Genomic DNA, 18,896 nt, shown 5'->3' on the forward strand with positions numbered 1-18,896 from the left:
TTAATATAAGTTGATATAGGTGGATTTTGCAATGGTTTTGTTTAATATTTACATATAAGTTAATTATATACATAAAGTATTTTTGGTTATATAATAATCCTAGTTTTAAATTTCGAGGTGATATATGTTTATGTTTATTTCTTACACAGATGCATCAATAAAAAACAAAAAAGCATATCTTGGTTTCGTTGTTATATTTGAAGATAGTAGTGTTATTCGTAGAAGGATAGTAGTAGATGAATCTAATAATAATATTGCAGAATATCTAGCGATTTGTGAATTAATTTCATTTCTTGAGTATTACAATTTGAAAAAGGGGTTGATAGTCTTTGATTCAGATAGTGTTAAACATCAAATGAAGAAAAATAGGAAGAAGATATTTAATAATATACTGATAAATATAGAAGATTCAATTAGGGAGTTGCAACTTCGAACTCAAGTCATACCTAGGAAATTAAACGTTGCCCATAAATTAAGTTACCAAGAAAAATTCAGACCATCTGCTATTATTTCTGAAATAAATCGCTCATATTATGATAAGGTTCCCAATTATCCTGAGTACTATATGCAATTATCCGTCTTATCGGAATACAGGCAGATATATAATAAGCGCTTAGCTTCCTTTCATGTAGCGCAAATGAGTTTGAATAAGAAAATTTGGCTGGCAGACCTTGTAGAAGATTTGAATGATATTAAAATATTTGCAATACATGATAGAAGAATAAAAGTTGTTAAAGATACTGTGGTGAAAATATGGAAAGTTAATTATGTACAAATCAGTAACCATTGGAGAGTGATTAGAAGAAGAAAGAAGTTGAAGAAACTGATAGAAAAATAGTTTTTAATATTTTTATCGAAATAATCGGTATACTGGAGTGAAGAGAATTGAATAAACCAAAGAAATTGAATAAACAGTTCAGTTTTAATCAAAGTAGTGAAATAAACTCTAATTTTTTGGAAAAGATATTTTGCCCAACGGGGATTGGCTCATTACCCAAAATTAATAAAAAAGAGATTCAAAAAATAAGCGAAGAGTTATTAAAAGTTGCTATGTTATTGGAAACAGATATGCTAGGGCAATACATGAAAAGGAAAAGTAACGAATATGATTTAATTCGATTGGAATTACATCTTAGTGTATTGGCTGATAAGGTGCATAACTTGAATCAATCATATACACCTCTAGAAAGTGATATCATGAAGTATCATTATCCTTATCAGTTTAATCATTTTGAATTGTATCACATGAAGCGTGAAATTTTGAGTGATATTATTCAAACAATAATGACCATATATAATGTTACAAAGGAAGACGAGTTAAGTGATGAAGATAAGTTATATTTCATACAGTATATTTCGCAGTCAATGGTGTGGTTAATTGACAAAGGCTACTGTGAGATGTTTACTAAGGAAATGATAGAGGATGAAATAAACGAAGTATTATCTATGAAAGCATTATGTAGAATCTATGAAGATAAAATAATTTCCAAGGATTTTATAACGGGTAACTTTTATAGAGGCTTCGCAAAAGAAAAAAAGAATGAGAATAATGATATAAAGTAAAATACCTAATTAAGCAAGGAAGCGAGTACAGTTCTTTCGAGGATTTTCCATTTTGTGGACGAGTGGTATTAATTTTTATATCCTATATCTTTTGTTTATATTTGTAGCTCGAAAATATATAGAAATACAATTTAAGTCGATACTATAGGTATTTATTTGGCTTGGCTTTTAATAAGAGAGATGCCTAAAGGCTGCTCTCTTATTAAATATTGGAAGGATGTTATCTGCATCTTTTGTTTGAATGTTTAAGCTTTTTTCACTTCTTCTTTAATTGTTATTAATATCCTGTCTTTACTCTCCTCGCTGAGAATACTCAAATCATTCTTAAATAAGTCAACAAAAAAGTTGAAGTTTTTTCTATCTTTCCTCATTGATGTTAACAAAGAATGTAGATTATTTAAAACTGATTCAAAAGTCTTTGCATTTTTTTCAATATTAAATGAAAGTTCCATTTTAATTTCTTCATTTTGTTCTTCGAGTTTATCAATTAATTCCTGCATCCATTCACTTTCAAAATTTATCATGTCAGGTGTTAATCTGTTTTTTTCCAGATATACTGGGTCAGAATCAATGTCTACTTGCCTCTGAAGCCACATTTCTTCAATTGCAGCCGCTCTAGCTTCATTTTGATTTGCAACCGCTGCCTCTGCTGCAATCCTTTCAGTGGATTTGATTTGGTACAATTTGTCTAAAATTCCTTCAATTTTATTCTCATCCCACCCTAAGTGTTTCACTATGTCATAGGCAGTGTCATAATCTGGCTTCTTAATTAATCCTCTTTCTAGTTGGGATATATATGTTTCAGCCTTTCCAATTAAGCGTGATAACTCTCTAGAACCAATTTTCCTGTTAGTTCTTAACGCTTTAATGTCTCTTCCAAAGTTATTAATACTCATTGTAAGTTCCTCCGATAAATAAAATAAAATAAAATGCAATGTATGTAAATTATATCATGCTACAAATCATTAGTTAAGCGTGTTATGAAAATTAAATATATCACATATTAAATTAATTTATTTACATTGTAGTATGAATATGCTACATTTAATTCAGTTGATAAGATTATAGCTCTTAAATCATATCAGGATACATTAAAAAAAACCTATAAGATAAGGATTATAATTCATTTTCCTATAGAGAAAATTCCAGATTTCCTTAGATGAAAGGGATGTCGATAAGGTAATTTAATGAAAATATCATTGAGTGAAAGTTAAAGTAGCCATTCCTTAAACAACGAGAATAAAATAATCGATTTGGAGGAAATAATTTTGAAAAACATTATGGCTGGAACCAAGAAAGAATTAAGACATTTACAAATTAATGGATGTACTAAAGAAGAATTAATCTTTGCAGTTTCGGATGAATTGTTAAAGTTTTATACTCATAAGCTGACCGATTTTGAATCGTATTCAAATTTAGAAAAAGAAAAGTTAGTTAATTTATTACAAGATTTGGTTTGTGGAAAATATAATGAAAAAATAAATAGTTTAATAAGTAGGGAAATTCAAAATTTAGGCGAACTCTTTGAGGGACTATTCTATAACGCTAAAGTTGTTATTGAGGATAACCTTGTTGGTTACGGTAATCTTAAACTTAATATTAAGTTAGCACCTAGCTGGTTAGAAGGTTTTGCGATATAAAGGATTTGAAACCTATTGAATGCTACCGAGAACCTAAAAATATCGAATTGGAAGGGGGGGATAAACATGCCAGCAAATAATATTATAAAAGTCTCATAGGTATGAATGAGCAGAAGGGAAAAAATTATGAATAAATTAGAACAACTGACTAAACTATATATGTTTAGTGGAGGAGGGGTTGGATGAAGATAATACTAGATACAGTTGAGTATTCATTCAAGCCTTGCGGAAGAGAAATTGGTTTGATTAATAACCGCATTATTCAGTGTACTCCTGTGGAGATTGATGCATTAAAGCTGGCAGAGGAGGTTACAAAAGGAAAAACATTCATTCCTGCAACCTTTAAATCAACAGGCGGCAGCATCAAAAGGTCAAAGGCAAATTGGGAATCTCAGCAAGTAATAGCATTAGATTTTGATAAAGGACTTACATTAGACGAGGCAAAAAATGATGAATTCTTTAAACAAAATGCTGCGTTCCTTTATACAACGTTAAGTCATAAAATGAGTCATCATAAGTTTCGGATAGTTTTTGTCTTGGACAACCCTTTAACTCAATATAAGGATTATGAGTTTATAATAGGTAATTTGCTTGAGAGATACCCAACTGCCGACCAAGCATGTAGAGATGGTAGTAGACTATTCTTTGGTGGCAGAGAAGCAATCTCTTTTAATTTCAATAATCGGTTAAAGGTAGCCAGCTTCGCTGGCTTAAACACAACCCTTTTGCAGGACATAAAGAGTAATCTAGATATGTCCGTCACAAGGGTGCACCCGAACCTGAACCCTAAAGCTTCCTATAGTAATATATATACTAATAATGTTGATTTGATAAGTAAAAGAAACATTATGGAACTTCGAGAACAGCTAAATATTGACCCAGTAACATTATCAAATAACGAGGTGCTAGATTACCTCAAGAAACAAGATTTAAGAGCATTCTTGGGAATTAGAACAGAAGGAACCTTCATTGATATCTTTCATGACGAGGCTAGTCCGAGTGCTTCAATCTATCAATCTCATAGAAAAAATGGTCATTGGCTTTATAAGTGCCATTCATCAAGTAAGCCATTCACTGGAACAATCCTTCATGTGGTACAGCGGCTGTTAAAGTGCTCTGTTGTAGAGGCGAAATTATTATTGATAGAAATTTATATGATAGAGATATATGAGAGTGAAACAGTCAAAGAATTTAAGGAATCAATAGATATGTATAAAGAGTTATTGAGGTCTGATGAACTTGAAGAAATTCATCCACACTTCTACAAGGCATTCATTAAGTATGGGCATCTTCAGGACTTTTATATTTTGTTAGACTTAGCAAAAGAATTCATTACTAATGATACAGACCCCAGAATTGTGTTTTATCACAGCGTAAGAACCTTAGCACAACACTTCGGTAGAAGCACAAGTGCCACTGGAACAAGAATGAATTTCTTTAGTCTTTTCAAAGTAACAAGGAAATTAGATGAAACGGAGTTGCCAGAAAAGCTATTGAAAATCCAGAATAGAAATAAAAGAGAAAGACATTTCCAATATAGGAGCAACACATACGAGTTGCCGATGTATACTTATGAGTTCTTCCACCAAATTGATAAAATGTGCAGGGTTTGGTTGGAAAAAGGTTGTACAGGTAGAACTATATCCTATGAGGGAATTATGAGAACCTTTGGTAGAGAAGATGCGGACAGGGTTTTTCCTCAGGACAAAGGAAAGGAAATACAAGAACTGAACGAGGAAGTAGTATCGAATATACAGTTTACCACACTTAAATTACTGCAAAGTAAAGGTTGGACAACTGAAAAAGAAATATTGAATACGGTGAAATTATATTTTAAGGGACAACAAGAATTCAAAACAAAGCAATTCAAACGTTGTATTGCCGAGATGGTGGATACCTATGACTTGGAGATAATTCTATCTAATAAAAAGTTAAAAGAAGAGATGGGCATAACAGAAGAATATTTGAGTAAGTCAAGCTTTCCAAAAATAATCAGAAAAAAACTTGTAAAGGATTGCCGTCCAGTACAAGTTAAAGAAAATACCAAACTAATTAGTTAATGACATTATAAGATATAAATAGATAAAAGTCATCCTAATTTCAGAGAGAATAGCATTTGAGGGAATTAATAAAAAAACACCATAACACTGACTAATCACATATAACGGATAGTAGTCTATAAATAGTACAATGATTAGTTAAATTGAAACACCATGAACGACGAAGAAAAGAATTGAGATTAAGAGGAGAGATTAGATAATTTTGAATACACCATTTGAATATTTTAGAGATAATATTATTAGATTACATGAAAAGAATATTAATTCAACAAAAATCATAGTAGAGGGTATTGAACGTCTTCAGCAGAAGGGATACTCAGATAAAGCTATTCAGATTACGATGATGGTATGTAAAGCAAAGATTAAGCATGACTTTGATATCAATAATACAAAAGGGAAATTTATTATTCATACCGGAGGTAGTAGTGGATTCAATTATAAATATGCTATTCGCTATGCTTTCAAAATAATTGAATCAGAAATAGATGATGTTGTTAAACGTCTAGAAAGTCAAAAACACTGAGGTATTTCCTCAGTGTTATTCTTTGTGAAAAAGTAGATGTTTCAATAATATAGGATTTAGATTTTTAACCAAATTACTGCTAATAAAGCTGTGATTTCATTAACAGTAATAATCATTTCCTCTAATTTTGCTACAAAATTATAACCAACCTCATATGTACAGAGGCATTCAATAATTGTTTGATAGTGATTCAAAATTAGGCATACTGGTGACTTACTTTAGGGATGGATAATAGTAAAAATCTTTTGAGATACCTATTTTCTTGGTAGTTGGGAAAAAGTAGTTACCTTGATTTTAACACTCTTAGAGAAAGTACTATTCATTAGAATTCCCTTCATGCTCTAATATTTGTTTTTAGTACTCATTGTTATTTTAAATAGAGTAAAATTTTGTTAGTAGAAAGAATTAATTGTTGTTACAATAGATAAACGTAATTAAGTTTATTTATTAAGAAAAGTAAATCTAGATTGGTGGAGACAAGTTTGATTATGCTTTTAGTTGTGTTAGTTATATTGATAGTATTACTGGTTTTAAAAACTAATTTAAGGAACAAAATATCAGATATTGGCATTTTGGTGTTTACCATTTTAGGTTTTGCTTTGTTGGTTACAGCAAGTATAATGCCTTTTGCTGTAAAAAATTATTATGATTCCAGATTAGACAAGTATGATAATTTAACAGATATAGGAGCGGTAGGAGATTTTATAGGTGGCACAACAGTGGCGTTTTTAACAGCTTCTAGTGTTGTCCTGTTATTAGCAACGATTATTATGCAACGAAAAGAAATAAAAATTAGTCAACAAAGCATCGTGGAATTGGTTAAGCAAACAGAAGCATCGGTGAAGCAAGCTGAAGAAGCAAGGAAAGAAACCCAAATTACTAATGAAACGATGAAAAAACAACAGTTTGAAACGACCTTTTTCAACATGGTAAATTTACATCATAATATTCTGAAGGAAATACAAATTGAAGAATTTTCTGGAAGAGCTGCTATTGAATATTTTTATGATGATTTAATTAATACATATGATGGAAAGATTTATAGAGAGTACTGTGGAAAATTAAAAGAAGAAGCCCTTGAAGGTGATATTGAGATTTTAGATGGTCTAATAAAACAATTCTACCTAAACAATCAATTAAGTGAATATATAGATGAATTTGAACAACATTTTCTTCCCATGTACGATGAAAATGGGATTGCAGATATGACTGAACTAGAAGAGTTTTATGAAACGGTAGATAATGGTCAAAATACAGAATGGAATAGAAGAAAAGAACAACACTTAGTTTACTATTCTCAAAATATATATGGAGATTATATAGCTTATAGCGAAATAATTGAGGAAATAGATTTTAATAGTGCAAAAGATAAATTTTCAAATGTTTATATTGATAAATTTAAAACTAATTTCCATAATCAACCCATGAAAGACTTAAAAAAACTAGCTTATGAAGAAGTATATAAAAGGAATGAGAATGCAGTTGGACATTACTATAGAAATTTATATAGAATAGTTAAGTTTATTCAAAGTGAGACTTTTGATGTAGATGATAAAACTAATGAAATTGAGAAACGTAAGTATAGGGGTATCCTAAGAGCTCAATTATCATCATTTGAGTTATTAATGGTATTCTACAATGTTGTTTATTCGCAGAAAGGCGAAAAATTTAAAGAGATACTTATAAACACTAATTTTTTTGATGACCACCTTGTTACAAACGATTTTATCTGGAAAAATGATATTGAAGAGGTAGCTAGCCTAGATACTACCAATACCGAAAATAAATAGTTTGATATAGTATTAAAAACACTGAACTTGAAATCTGTTCAGTGTTTATTTTTAGATAAATATACATCTTTTTTCTAAAGATAGTTTATGGGTAAGGTAAGAATGGCAATGATGCTAGTTTCATGTATTTTTTATAAGGAAAGATTTAATTATAACTGTTGTAAATACCAAGAGGGTAAATGATAACTTGGAGTTCGAGACATTGGAATGTATGGTTAAGTTGGATAAGGCTTGGTGAGAATTTAAATCAAATGAAACCCTAGTTAAAAAGAAAGAAGGTATCGTTGTATCCTGTTTGGACAGATTATTCAAAAGTCTATGGCCAGTGAATAACGATTAATGACATTCAGAGTGGCTGGTAGAGCAACTGCATGTTTAATTGAATTTGTAGTATTGTGTAAATTAGGTATGTCAAAGTGAGTTTAATTAAATATAAACACCCTTACTCACAAATAAGCCTTCTAGAATTATCCGATACGATGCCAATAATAGCTATGTTAATGATTGCTAAATGAGTAGAAGAGTTAGAAAAACAATGAGGTTGTCCGAGACAAATCACCAAATACATCGTAATCCAAAAATAGTAAACCACAACACCTACTAACAGCGAGTGATTATATTCAATATAGAACTCTTTTACCATGCATATAATTGATATCATTACTCTTTATGTATTTTCTTGAAGTGCAAATACTTGAAAGTTATTGCACCTTTTTGGTGACCTTGCTATAATCAGCTTTATAAGGTGCAATAACTTAGTGCAATAAATAGGTGGTAAAAGTGAGGATATAACAATGAAATATGGATATGCGAGAGTCTCAACAATAGCTCAAGACCTAGAGGGTCAAATCCAAGCGTTGCAAGCGGAAGGATGTGAAGTCATTTATAAAGAGAAGTTTACAGGTACTAAAACTGATAGACCAGAGTTTAACAAGTTGCTTAAGGCGTTACACGAAGGAGACACATTGACTATAACAAAGCTAGATAGATTTGCTAGGTCAGCAGTTGAAGGTATTCAAACTGTCAATGCTCTATTTGCAAGAGGGGTGAAGGTACACATTCTTAATATGGGACTTGTAGAAGATACACCAACTGGCAGGTTGATTTTCAATATACTAAGTTCCTTCGCTGAGTTTGAAAGAGATATGATTGTAGAACGAACTCAAGAAGGTAAAGCATTAGCTAAGCAACGAGATGATTTTAGAGAAGGTAGACCAAGAAAGCATTCCAAACAACAAATAATACATGCAATTGGATTGCTCAAGACTCATACATACAAAGAAGTTGAGGCAATGACTGGAATAAAGAAGAGAACATTGATTAACAGAAAGAATGAACTAGAAGCAAAGCAATAATAATAGTATCAGGGGACATTGTTCATTAGTTTAAGATATGGGGGGCATATTTTCCACATTTTATTGAGAAGGTTAATCGGGAAAATTCAATAGTTAGTTCATCCCCACACTTTAGATTAGATAATTTCCTTAAAATAATAATTTCTCTACACCAAGTCTTGTATAATTAAAATTATAAAATCAATATTTAATTATCTTACAATTCTAATTGGAGGAAGTTTATGCAAACTATAGTCGACAAGGAAAATAACATATTAAGTAATCTAATGAATAGAGTGTTAGATTATAGGAATATACACTTGGCTTATTTAAGAGCAAAGAATAACTTTATGAATAAAGAGCTACATAATGTACATGAAATAGACCTTTTTGAAAAATCAATTCCACATGTCTATGATGAAATAAAGTCAATTTTGATTGGTGAAAAAAACTATACTCTTAAACCTTTAGAATTATTAAATAAGCCAAAGAAAAAGTTAGATAATCAATGGATGATTCGACCAATAGTGAAAATTAATTTTTTTGATGCTGTGATTACTCAGTCTGTTATTAACGTATTGGCTGAGGAAATTCGATATATGCTACCTATTTCAAATTTTGGTTATAAACTAAACAGTTCTACTTCAGATAACATGTATCAATATTGGAAATATGGGTACTCAAAATTTGTAAATGAAGAAATTAATTGTTCTGAAAATGAAAAGTATAGGTTTGTAGTCGAAGCAGATATTGAAAATTTTTATCCAAATATAAATAAACAACTTCTAATAGAAGAGATTACTAGGGTGTTGTCTTTAGAAAAAACTGATAATGACTTTGTAATGTGGTTAAATAAAATTCTAAAACTTAGTTGCATATCTGAAGATGGGGAAGAAAAAGAATTGGATGGACTCCCACAAGGTACACTTTATTCCCCGATTTTTGCTTTATTTTACATTAGAAGGTATTTAGACAGTATCAAAAGTAAGTATTCTAACGTGGCTGCATTTAGTTATGTGGATGATATAAGAGTATATTGCGGAACTATGGAAGAAGCTAATGCGATTTTTAAAGAATTATCAGTATTTATGGGTAAAAGAAACTTAAAATTAAATGAGAATAAATCAGCGATATATCAAGTTGATGAACATAAAAAAAATGAGACAAAAATAATGGGGAGAGCATCTAATTTAGATAGAGCGATTAGGGATGAAGTAATACTTTCTTCAAAAGATAAAAAACAGATGAGAGAACGTTTAAGCCTATTATTAAGAGAATTAAATGAACTCTACAAGTTTGAAGAAAAAAAAATAGAGGATAAAATCGGTAACTTTGTCGATTATAGGATTATTAAATTACTTGAAGATGATGATGAGGAATGGGATGTTAATTTAATAAGATTTATGAAAATGGAAAATTTGAGTTCTAACTTTACCGCTATGTGGCATGCACTATTCTTAAGCGCATCTACGTTAAAGCAAAAACACGAATTTATAGAAACCTTGAATGGTTTACTTTGCAATGAGGATTTACTTGAGATAAATTATGTTAAATATATAATTTTTTCATATATGTATAGATGGCCTCCTGAGGAATTAAAGTATTCTGAGGAAAAAATTTCAGAACAATTAGAGTTACATGTTCTATGTAGTTCTTCAACTATGTTAAAGGCTATTTTAACTAATTTACATCCAGACTGGATAAAATATTTAAAACCTTACAATGAGTATTTAAAAGGTTTTGAAGACTTCGAATTACAAAATTTGCTATATAGTTTAAATATTAATTCGGAACTTAATAGTATATACAGTAAGTACAATAGTGAAAAAAGGATATACATACAGGATAGTATGCTATTTCACTCTAGTATCTCTTTTGACCTTGAAGATAATTATTTGAAAACTGAAGACTTCAAAAAAATAAATTACAAAAAATTTATCCAGAATAAAAATGGACAATGGGGTTGTAAGTTTGAAAACTGCGGAATATCTCTTTGTGAAATGACTTTAAATGAATTCTTTGTAAAATCAGTACTGACTAACTTAGCTTCATGGTTAGATTATCAATTTAAATTTTCTAGTCAACGAATTCCTTGCAGTGTTATTAACCCAGAATATATATATTTTAACAAAGAGAACAATACTTTTACTCTTTTTGGAAATCCACTCTATAAAAATGATATTTTTTACTATGAACCGTCAAATAAAATTTGGAGAGAATCGTTTATTAAATTATTTGAGGTGCTATTTGAAATTGATTTGCAAAGTGGGATAAATATTTTCAATAAATCCAAAAAAATTAATATATGGCAATATAGGATATTAAGAAAGTTATTCCACAACCGATTCAATATTCAAGAATTTGTTAGTTTTATATTGGAAGCAATAAATGGTGAAGGAAATAATATTGAATTAAGTTTCGAACAATTTCAATTGGAAAAAACTTTAAACCATTATATTAAAGATTTCAAATCTCTGGATAATCTATTTTTAATAAGTGTTTTTGTAGAAAATAGCTGGAAAAATGGGGCGAAAGAATGTAACTTTTATACTCTACATAATCATGAACATGCTAGGTATTTAATTTCTAATATTCACGAGATATTTATGAGGTCTGATTTCTCGATATACTTAAATTCAAAAGAGGCTTTTAGATTATTTGCAGCATGTTTCCTTCATGATTTAGGAATGCTAAGTTCTCCAGACAGTAAAAGACTAGTAGACTACACAAAACCAGATGTAACCAATTTAATATCTAATATAGGGAAAATAATTAATAACCCTTTTTCAAAAGAAAAAGGTATTGACGGAAATCATCTAAAACTACCTTATATTTATGACATTCATACTGAAGTAGAAAAAATAAGGGAAGGTATTGTAAGAAAGGAACACCCAAATGTGTCAGAGAGAGAGTTGGTATCAGATTATCCAACATTACCTTTAACAGTTGCTGAAAGAAGAGATATTGGAATTATCAGTGCCGCCCATGGTGAATTAAAAAGCAATGTTAGCAAAATTAATGAGGTACTACATGATGGTAATCATCCTATAAGGTTAAAGTTATTATCACTTTTATTAAGACTGGCAGATTTATCTGACGTATCTAGAGAAAGAGTGAGACAAGAAATTCTCGAAAGAAATTTTAAAAGGATGGATGATATATCTATATTCCATTGGATTAAGCACTTAAGCGTAAATAGTTTAGAGATTAAAACTATTCGTAATGAAGATATCAAAGAACCAGTTATTGTTCAATTATCAATTATTCACAATTACTTACCAACAGGAAAAATTGAGAGTGAAAGATTAAAAAATAGATGTGGGCAAATGTGTAAATTAAATTTAGAAGATGATGGACTTACTGGAGGGGCTTTAAAGGGGTTCTTTGAGGAGGGGAAAAATTATATCGCTGAAGCTAATTGTGATTTCAAGTATTTTGATGGAGATAATTGTAATCTTACTTGTGCTTTTGTTAACGAGTCTTATAATTGGTTTTTCGCGGAAATAGTATATTTAAATATGTATTTAAAACAAAATAACATAAATGTACAATTTGATTTAAATGTAGTCTTGGATGAAAATGCAAATAAGGATTTTTATTTTGTTTACAATAGAAACGATAAGCACTCAGCACAAGAGTTTATGCACAAATTTTTCTAGGTGTTTCTATTCATTTCAATTGATTCATATTGTATTTAATAATGTCAGGGACTATATATATGAATCTGCATACTAAATTATTTGATTGTATTCTCTATTCATCATCTATAACCCTAAAATTATTACTGATTAGTATATCTTTTGGAGTATCTCAGAATTGAACTCCAATAATAGCATTCGATTTATTTCGGATGCTTTTTGTTCTTTAAAAGTTTTCTTTTGTTCATAATTATATCTTTAGAAAGTTAATAAAATCTATCTTTTATTTATCCGTTCTAATGAGTAAAACATTATCTCGTCCTTTAAGATGGTAATATTATTACTATCTTGAAGTGTCATTGTTTTGACAAGCTTTTCCTTTGTATTATTAGTAATTGGCAGAGGGGTTGAAACTTCCATTCTCCTTAGTCATTTTTTATTTCTAAATGGTATTATTTTTTCTGTACTTATCAGAAATGGGTTTTTGCAGATATTACTGCAGTGAAAGTAATCGTTTATAACCAAGGCTACATTTTATCGAAAGGAAGGTTAAGGAATATAAAATAAGCTAAGGGACTCCTAACGACTGATATGGGAAGTTTTCCACATATTCACTTGGGGTGTTTTGCAAAAATATAATACATAAGTTTGCAAGATTTAAATACAAACTAGTGCAATGAAAAGTGCAGACCTATAAATGATTTGACATGTAACCTTTACGGGCAAGTATAAGAGCCTCAAAGGCCATATATAACAATTTATCTGGCTGTGCCAAGAAAGGCTAACATGTCCACTTCTCCATGTAGTCGTGGCAATAACTATGTATTTCTGCTTGCAACTTTCTGTAATGTTTCTTTGCTACACCTTGCACTTTAATTTTGCATTTGGTATGTTATTGCATTTGCACAGAAAAAATTCTATTAAGTCTATAAGTAAAATGATTATAAAAGGAGATGTATATTCATCATTAAAATATTTAATATGCTAAAATATTAGGGATATGAATATAAATTTGAAAGCAAGGTGTATATATGCAATTAAATGAAAATATTAGAAAACTTGCTATTGAAATTATTGCTAATTTAGTATTTATAAAGAATCAAATGTATGAACAGATATTAAAACCTGCAGGAATAAAAAAGGAACAATTTGTAAGGTTAAAAACTTTTAGAAACGCAGATGGAAGGCTTTGTACGAAAAGAGAAATTGGTGTGATGTTATTAGAAGAATTCGATATTACAGTAGAAGAGCAGAAGTTTGTTAAAACTGTTATTGAAATTGCTGCTAGTTGGAATAAATTTCATTTAGCTGAAAATGAATATACTGCTAGAGGAACTGTTCAAAAGGCTAGGGAAGTTCTAAATACAATAGAAATAATGGAGGCCAAAGAAGCACAATTATTTGAAGAAGAAAAAAAGCGGGAGAAGTTAAGGATTGAAGAATTAAAAAGAATAGCAAGGCTCGACCAGAAATTAGAGATACAAAAGCAATCTAAGTTATTATTATTAATGTTCGATGAAATGGCTAGGATGGAAAATAATGCACAAAAGAAAGGATATTTGCTAGAGCAATTAATAAATATGTTATTTCAGCTATATGATATTGCTCTACTAGAAAGTTTCAGGAGAAATAATGGGGGGGAACAGATTGACGGAGCATTTAAACTTGACGGTTGGCATTACATAGTTGAAATGAAATGGACAAAACAACTTACAGATATGAGTCAATTAGATTCATTATATGGTAAGGTTGCACGTTCTGGAAAACAGACAATGGGGTTATTTATCTCTATAAATGGATGGTCTACTAAAGTAGTTCCATTAATGAAACAAAGTCCAGATAAATCTATATTCTTAATGGATGGTTATGATTTAAGAGTTGTTTTATCTGGCGAAGTAGATTTGATTGAGTTATTACAAAAAAAAATTGCTAAGTTTAATTTACTGTCTGAGCCATATATTGGTGTTAATGGTATTAAATAAATTATGTGAAGTATAAATAGGAATAAATATGTGTAATTATTCTTTCATAAGTTCATCTAAATCATAAGGTTGCACAAGTAAGTTTACACATTTATTTAAGGAATAATTTACTAAAGAAAGTAATTTAGGGAACGGAAGAAATTATTGTTTAAAGCTAGTAGATACGAGAATACCTAATTTGGATTATTAGGGTTCAATAACAAGTTTGATATTATTAAAAACCTATCTTCTTTTTGGAGGTAGGTTTATTTATGAAACCCTATATTATTATCTGGAGGTTGGAAGCAAACTATTTGGAATAAAAATATGGATGAACTAAGAATATCATGTGGAACTAAAAGAGAAATCAAGAAATTACAAATGGCTAAGTATAATCATGCACTAGAATTATTAAATTATAGAAACAATAAGGTATTTGAGACAAAATAGTAAGAAATATTGCAATACTGGCATTAGTAGAGTATCGAGTAACTTTGTATTGAGCAGTATAGGAGGATAATTGTAAAGTTTGTATAAAAGATGCAGGGAATTAAGATTGGAGTGCATAATAAATTGTTTATTTTAGATTAACGAATACTTTAATAAAGAGACTACCTAGCATTTTAATCATTCGTATTGTAATTTATTGGTTAAATATGTGATAATATTACCAAGAGTAAGCGTTAGATAGAAGTGGAAATATTACTATGCTATTAAGTGATAATAACCTTGATTAATATTAAACATACATACACTTTTGCTACGTTGTTGAAAATGGTAAACTGTATGCGTAAAGTAGTTAGGAAAGTGTGATTTTGTATGAATTATATTTATTTAAATAGGTTTTTTAGCAAGAAGTTTTTGATAGATGCTTTATTTTCAGATGTATTTAATGCAAAAGGATTTAATCTAGAGTTAAATAAAAATTATGAAATTCTGTCCAAAGGGTATCGAAACGAGTTTTTCTTTAAGAATACTTTATTCAATAAGTTAGTACTTGGAAAGTATAGCTTAAGAACTACTTCTGCTTTTAGTGAAGTAAATGTTGGTAAGTCAAAGGCGGATTTTGTCTTAATTAATCACAATATAGGGAAAGTTTATGAAATTAAAACTGACCTAGATAATCTTGATAGATTAGCTTATCAATTAGAGGATTACTCGAAAGCGTTTAGCGAAGTATATGTTGTTACTTCTGAAAAAAATTATTATCCAGTCTACAAAGTAGTAAAAGAATCAAATCCAGAAGTTGGGATTATCGTTTTAACAGACAAAGTTAGCTTAAGTGTAAGGAAAGAAGCTATTCAAAATGATTGTAAGCTAGAACATGAAATACTATTTAAGTTATTGAGAAAAAAAGAGTATGAACAAATTCTTTTGTTGAAATTCGGACGCTTACCCGATGTTAAACCTGTGCATTACTTTAAAACATCACTTGATTGGTTCAAGACGATTAATATAAAGGAAGCACAAAGGCTAGTAATTAATCAGTTAAGACTGAGGATTGATGTTAATTCAGAAGGTATGGTTATTTTAAAGAAATTACCTATGCAAATTAGATGGCTAGTCTATACGAGTAATTTTAAGTTTGAAGAGCTACTTAAGATATCTGAAAGATTGAATATACATTAGGAGGAGAAGAAATGTATTTTCCGATTATTAGAGGAAGACAATATGATTTATTGGCTCTTAGAGAACTACAGACTAAAGAACTTTTAAGTTCTAAAATTATACCAATTATAGAGCCAATAAAATTAAGTTCTACATTAGTTTCCACAGTTAAAGTATTTGAGGAGAAGCAACGAAATTTAATTATTGTATCAAACCCTAAAGTAGGCTCATTTAAAGGTGAAATTGAATTACCTAGTGTTTATCAGCAATATAAAGAATTAATGTTAAGTGATTCAATAATAATTGGGCATTATTTAAATAAGGGGTCAGCTAGTCAATTAAAGGAATTGGAACAAGAATTTAATGTGAATTTAGAAGAGATAGCGATTATTCAAAGTGAAAGAAAGTCCGTTCCTATATATAAAGAGATTTTTACAGATATAAAGCCATGTTACAATATAATTCCTTTGGATAATTCTTTTAGAAGGCAACTGAATGGTCACCAATTAGTCGGATTCGACGATAAATTTAATAAACTTTCTAGAAACGCTGACTACTTGGAACAAGAAAATGAGTTTTTTTCAGAGGAACATCTTTTTTTCAGAGATGAAGGTTATATTGGATTTTCAGATTTTTCTGTTGTTGGAGAAGAGTATAGCGAAAGTGGTTTTGCTCCGTATGCAGTAGCAATTCATATTGTTTACCCAAATTCGGAAAATGCTCTGGAAGTAATGCATTTTGTTTCAGACTCTAACGATGATACGAGTGACCCAGCTGGAAAATTTTCAGAAGCTTTAGAAAAGATGATTGAGTGGTATCAACAATTTATCTCGGATGATAGAATGAATACTTTAGCTATGCAATGTTTTGTTAAGCATTCTGAAGATGGTACTTATCCAGGTTTACCAACTCTCAAGAAGTTATCTATCATGCATCACTTGGAATTAATCGGTAGATTACTAGACTAGGAGGTGCAATAAGTGAATTGTTGTGTCAGATGCTTCATGTCGACTGAAATAAAAAGTATTATAAAAAGTCTAGGCAATCTAGGAGATTGCCATTTTTGTAATAGCAGTAATGTTTATGTATATAGTCTATATAAAGATAGTGGCTTGGATGATTTGTTCAATGATATTTTAGGCATTTTTAAATTGGGAACAGATTTAATTGCAGATGGTTTCTCACAATACAAACTTATTAGTATAAAAGATGAATTTGAAAGAAATTGGAATATTTTCAACAATTTTGATGGAAGTAAAATACATCTGTTTTTAGCTTCTCTTCTAGAAAAAAACCATCCAGATAAGCTTCAGTTTTTAAATAACCAAGTTGGCATTATAGAATGGATGAATAGTAGTTATCTTGAGAAGAAGTCAGTATTAAAAGGATATTCTTGGAAGGAATTTGTACACTATATTAAGCATGAAAATAGATTTCACTCGAATCATATCAATTATGAGGTAATGAATGAATATTTAAAAAGACTTACAACTAGTGTTGAAGATGAGACTTTTTATAGGGGAAGAATTTCAAATAATGAAGAATTAGATATTGAAGAGATGGGCGCACCTCCACCTTTATACGCAACAGCGGGAAGGGCTAATTCTGAAGGAATTAGTCATTTATATTTAGCCAACGATAGAGGAACTGTAATTAGTGAGATTCGTCCAAGTATTAGTGATACGGTTTTTATAGGTAAATTTCCAATCAGGCAAGAACTAAAGGTTGTTGATTTTAGATTACTGAAAAACATAGATGTATTTAGATTTACTGACCCTACAATGTATGCAATAAACTTAGATATATTTAATGAAATGATTAAAGCGATATCTAAACCAGTTCGTAGTGGGGATAGTAAATTAGATTATTTGCCTACACAATTTATAGTAGATTATATAAAAAGCCTTAATGAAACTGAAGCAGCAGGCTATCATGGTATAGTATTTGAAAGTACATTAAGTACAAATGGGTATAATTTGATGGTATTTGACCCTAAGCTTTTAAACTGTACAAGGATAGAAAAAAGAACAATTGAAACTTTAGCCTATACTTATCCTGAATGTGTATGAAAAATCTGCATTCTCAAAAAGTAATCCTTTAAAGGTAAATCAATAAAAGTGATAAGTCAAAATTCTAACCTGAATTTGTTTATACTTTGAATGGATTGTCATGTTGGATTGTGAATTTAATATCTTGAACATTGTGAATTCTATAAAAATAAAATAAATCTAAGACACTTAACTGAGTGTCTTTTTTGATTTAATAGTAAGGCTAATATCACTAAAATTTCAAATTAAAAACAGACCTTTCTTATACCTATACTGATTCCATAATCAGAGTAAAAATAGTAAAGTTTAAAAGACACGATTTTCCTATACAATGACTTTCAATATTATCTAAATTGTAATATAATAAATGTAATAAATGTTTTATTATAACCCTACAAATACATATGAGATGAAAAAATTTATTTTCTAAAACACGAACATTTTCCTTTTTAAAAGAGATTTATATAAGTATTTCCGAATAATGGAGCAGAGGAAACATCGATTCCATCTCCACATTGTTCGGCTACACTGTCAGCATGTCTAAAGCAAAACCGACGAACTCAGAATTTATCGCGATTGTGGCAGATAAGCTGAGATTGGAACATAAGGCTTCTTAAAGAAGCGGATTTGTTTATAACTAAGTTTTGTTTTGATTAGGATTATTTGTAAAAGCACTTCCTGGTTATTGAGTTTGTAATGAACTTAATAAACAGGAAGTGCTTTTTTCTTTA

The 18,896-nt window shown here is 29.8% G+C and carries 14 protein-coding genes and 1 pseudogene; 13 read left to right on the forward strand and 2 right to left on the reverse strand.

Annotated features, from left to right (window positions below; genetic code table 11):
* The first annotated feature begins 130 nt into the window (after window positions 1-130).
* Both EM808_RS07240 and EM808_RS07245 read left to right on the forward strand, forming a co-directional pair.
* Entirely contained in the window at window positions 131-838 is a 708-nt protein-coding gene (locus EM808_RS07240; protein ID WP_127737513.1) for a ribonuclease H family protein, read from the forward strand.
* Between the two features lie 47 nt (window positions 839-885).
* Window positions 886-1,563: a hypothetical protein gene (locus EM808_RS07245; protein WP_127737514.1), complete on the forward strand. Its 678-nt coding sequence runs from the start codon at window positions 886-888 to the stop codon at window positions 1,561-1,563.
* A gap of 245 nt (window positions 1,564-1,808) precedes the next feature.
* On the opposite strand, the gene EM808_RS07250 is transcribed toward EM808_RS07245, so the two are convergent.
* Window positions 1,809-2,459 (reverse strand): helix-turn-helix domain-containing protein, encoded by a 651-nt coding sequence (locus EM808_RS07250; protein ID WP_127737515.1) that lies wholly within the window; start codon window positions 2,457-2,459, stop codon window positions 1,809-1,811.
* 372 nt (window positions 2,460-2,831) lie between these two features.
* Between EM808_RS07250 and EM808_RS07255 the strand changes: the two genes are divergently transcribed.
* From EM808_RS07255 to EM808_RS07280, 6 genes are all read left to right on the forward strand, one after another.
* Window positions 2,832-3,203 carry a hypothetical protein gene (locus EM808_RS07255; RefSeq protein WP_127737516.1) on the forward strand — a complete coding sequence of 124 codons (372 nt, stop codon included), beginning with the start codon at window positions 2,832-2,834 and terminating at the stop codon, window positions 3,201-3,203.
* Between the two features lie 182 nt (window positions 3,204-3,385).
* Window positions 3,386-5,263 carry a hypothetical protein gene (locus EM808_RS07260; protein ID WP_127737517.1) on the forward strand — a complete coding sequence of 626 codons (1,878 nt, stop codon included), beginning with the start codon at window positions 3,386-3,388 and terminating at the stop codon, window positions 5,261-5,263.
* Between the two features lie 202 nt (window positions 5,264-5,465).
* Window positions 5,466-5,786, forward strand: coding sequence for a hypothetical protein (locus tag EM808_RS07265; RefSeq protein WP_127737518.1), 321 nt, complete (start codon window positions 5,466-5,468; stop codon window positions 5,784-5,786).
* Between the two features lie 488 nt (window positions 5,787-6,274).
* The gene (locus tag EM808_RS28505; protein WP_235856586.1) at window positions 6,275-7,576 is read left to right on the forward strand and encodes a putative phage abortive infection protein; all 1,302 of its coding nucleotides are present in this window, start codon (window positions 6,275-6,277) and stop codon (window positions 7,574-7,576) included.
* Between the two features lie 794 nt (window positions 7,577-8,370).
* Window positions 8,371-8,931, forward strand: coding sequence for a recombinase family protein (locus tag EM808_RS07275; protein WP_127737519.1), 561 nt, complete (start codon window positions 8,371-8,373; stop codon window positions 8,929-8,931).
* A gap of 221 nt (window positions 8,932-9,152) precedes the next feature.
* Window positions 9,153-12,569, forward strand: a complete 3,417-nt coding sequence (locus EM808_RS07280) for an RNA-directed DNA polymerase (RefSeq protein WP_127737520.1) — start codon at window positions 9,153-9,155, stop codon at window positions 12,567-12,569.
* A gap of 255 nt (window positions 12,570-12,824) precedes the next feature.
* Here the strand turns inward: EM808_RS07280 and EM808_RS28510 are convergent, their stop codons facing one another.
* Window positions 12,825-12,968, reverse strand: a complete 144-nt coding sequence (locus EM808_RS28510) for a hypothetical protein (protein ID WP_164849589.1) — start codon at window positions 12,966-12,968, stop codon at window positions 12,825-12,827.
* Window positions 12,969-13,579: 611 nt separating this feature from the next.
* Between EM808_RS28510 and EM808_RS07285 the strand changes: the two genes are divergently transcribed.
* From EM808_RS07285 to EM808_RS07305, 5 genes and pseudogenes are all read left to right on the forward strand, one after another.
* A complete protein-coding gene (locus EM808_RS07285) occupies window positions 13,580-14,530 on the forward strand; it encodes a restriction endonuclease (RefSeq protein WP_127737521.1) in 951 nt (316 codons plus the stop codon).
* 798 nt (window positions 14,531-15,328) lie between these two features.
* On the forward strand, window positions 15,329-16,138 hold the full coding sequence (locus tag EM808_RS07290) for a sce7726 family protein (RefSeq protein WP_127737522.1): 810 nt from the start codon (window positions 15,329-15,331) through the stop codon (window positions 16,136-16,138).
* 11 nt (window positions 16,139-16,149) lie between these two features.
* Window positions 16,150-17,085: a sce7725 family protein gene (locus tag EM808_RS07295; RefSeq protein ID WP_127737523.1), complete on the forward strand. Its 936-nt coding sequence runs from the start codon at window positions 16,150-16,152 to the stop codon at window positions 17,083-17,085.
* A gap of 12 nt (window positions 17,086-17,097) precedes the next feature.
* Window positions 17,098-18,186, forward strand: coding sequence for an RES domain-containing protein (locus EM808_RS07300; protein ID WP_127737524.1), 1,089 nt, complete (start codon window positions 17,098-17,100; stop codon window positions 18,184-18,186).
* A 461-nt stretch (window positions 18,187-18,647) separates the two neighbouring features.
* Window positions 18,648-18,782 (forward strand): annotated as a pseudogene (locus tag EM808_RS07305) (sporulation initiation factor Spo0A C-terminal domain-containing protein); the annotation flags it as partial.
* Window positions 18,783-18,896 lie beyond the last annotated feature (114 nt).

Origin of the sequence: Niallia taxi (genome assembly GCF_004005475.1) — a bacterium.
Lineage (GTDB): Bacteria > Bacillota > Bacilli > Bacillales > Cytobacillaceae > Niallia > Niallia taxi.

Bases quoted from the DNA above. Each gene is read 5' to 3' on its own strand.
- EM808_RS07290 (WP_127737522.1), top strand. From the start codon at position 15,329: ATGAATTATATTTATTTAAATAGGTTTTTTAGCAAGAAGTTTTTGATA.
- EM808_RS07280 (WP_127737520.1), top strand. From the start codon at position 9,153: ATGCAAACTATAGTCGACAAGGAAAATAACATATTAAGTAATCTAATG.
- EM808_RS28505 (WP_235856586.1), top strand. From the start codon at position 6,275: ATGCTTTTAGTTGTGTTAGTTATATTGATAGTATTACTGGTTTTAAAA.
- EM808_RS07285 (WP_127737521.1), top strand. From the start codon at position 13,580: ATGCAATTAAATGAAAATATTAGAAAACTTGCTATTGAAATTATTGCT.
- EM808_RS28510 (WP_164849589.1), bottom strand. From the start codon at position 12,968: ATGGAAGTTTCAACCCCTCTGCCAATTACTAATAATACAAAGGAAAAG.
- EM808_RS07240 (WP_127737513.1), top strand. From the start codon at position 131: ATGTTTATTTCTTACACAGATGCATCAATAAAAAACAAAAAAGCATAT.
- EM808_RS07260 (WP_127737517.1), top strand. From the start codon at position 3,386: ATGAAGATAATACTAGATACAGTTGAGTATTCATTCAAGCCTTGCGGA.
- EM808_RS07250 (WP_127737515.1), bottom strand. From the start codon at position 2,459: ATGAGTATTAATAACTTTGGAAGAGACATTAAAGCGTTAAGAACTAAC.
- EM808_RS07275 (WP_127737519.1), top strand. From the start codon at position 8,371: ATGAAATATGGATATGCGAGAGTCTCAACAATAGCTCAAGACCTAGAG.
- EM808_RS07295 (WP_127737523.1), top strand. From the start codon at position 16,150: ATGTATTTTCCGATTATTAGAGGAAGACAATATGATTTATTGGCTCTT.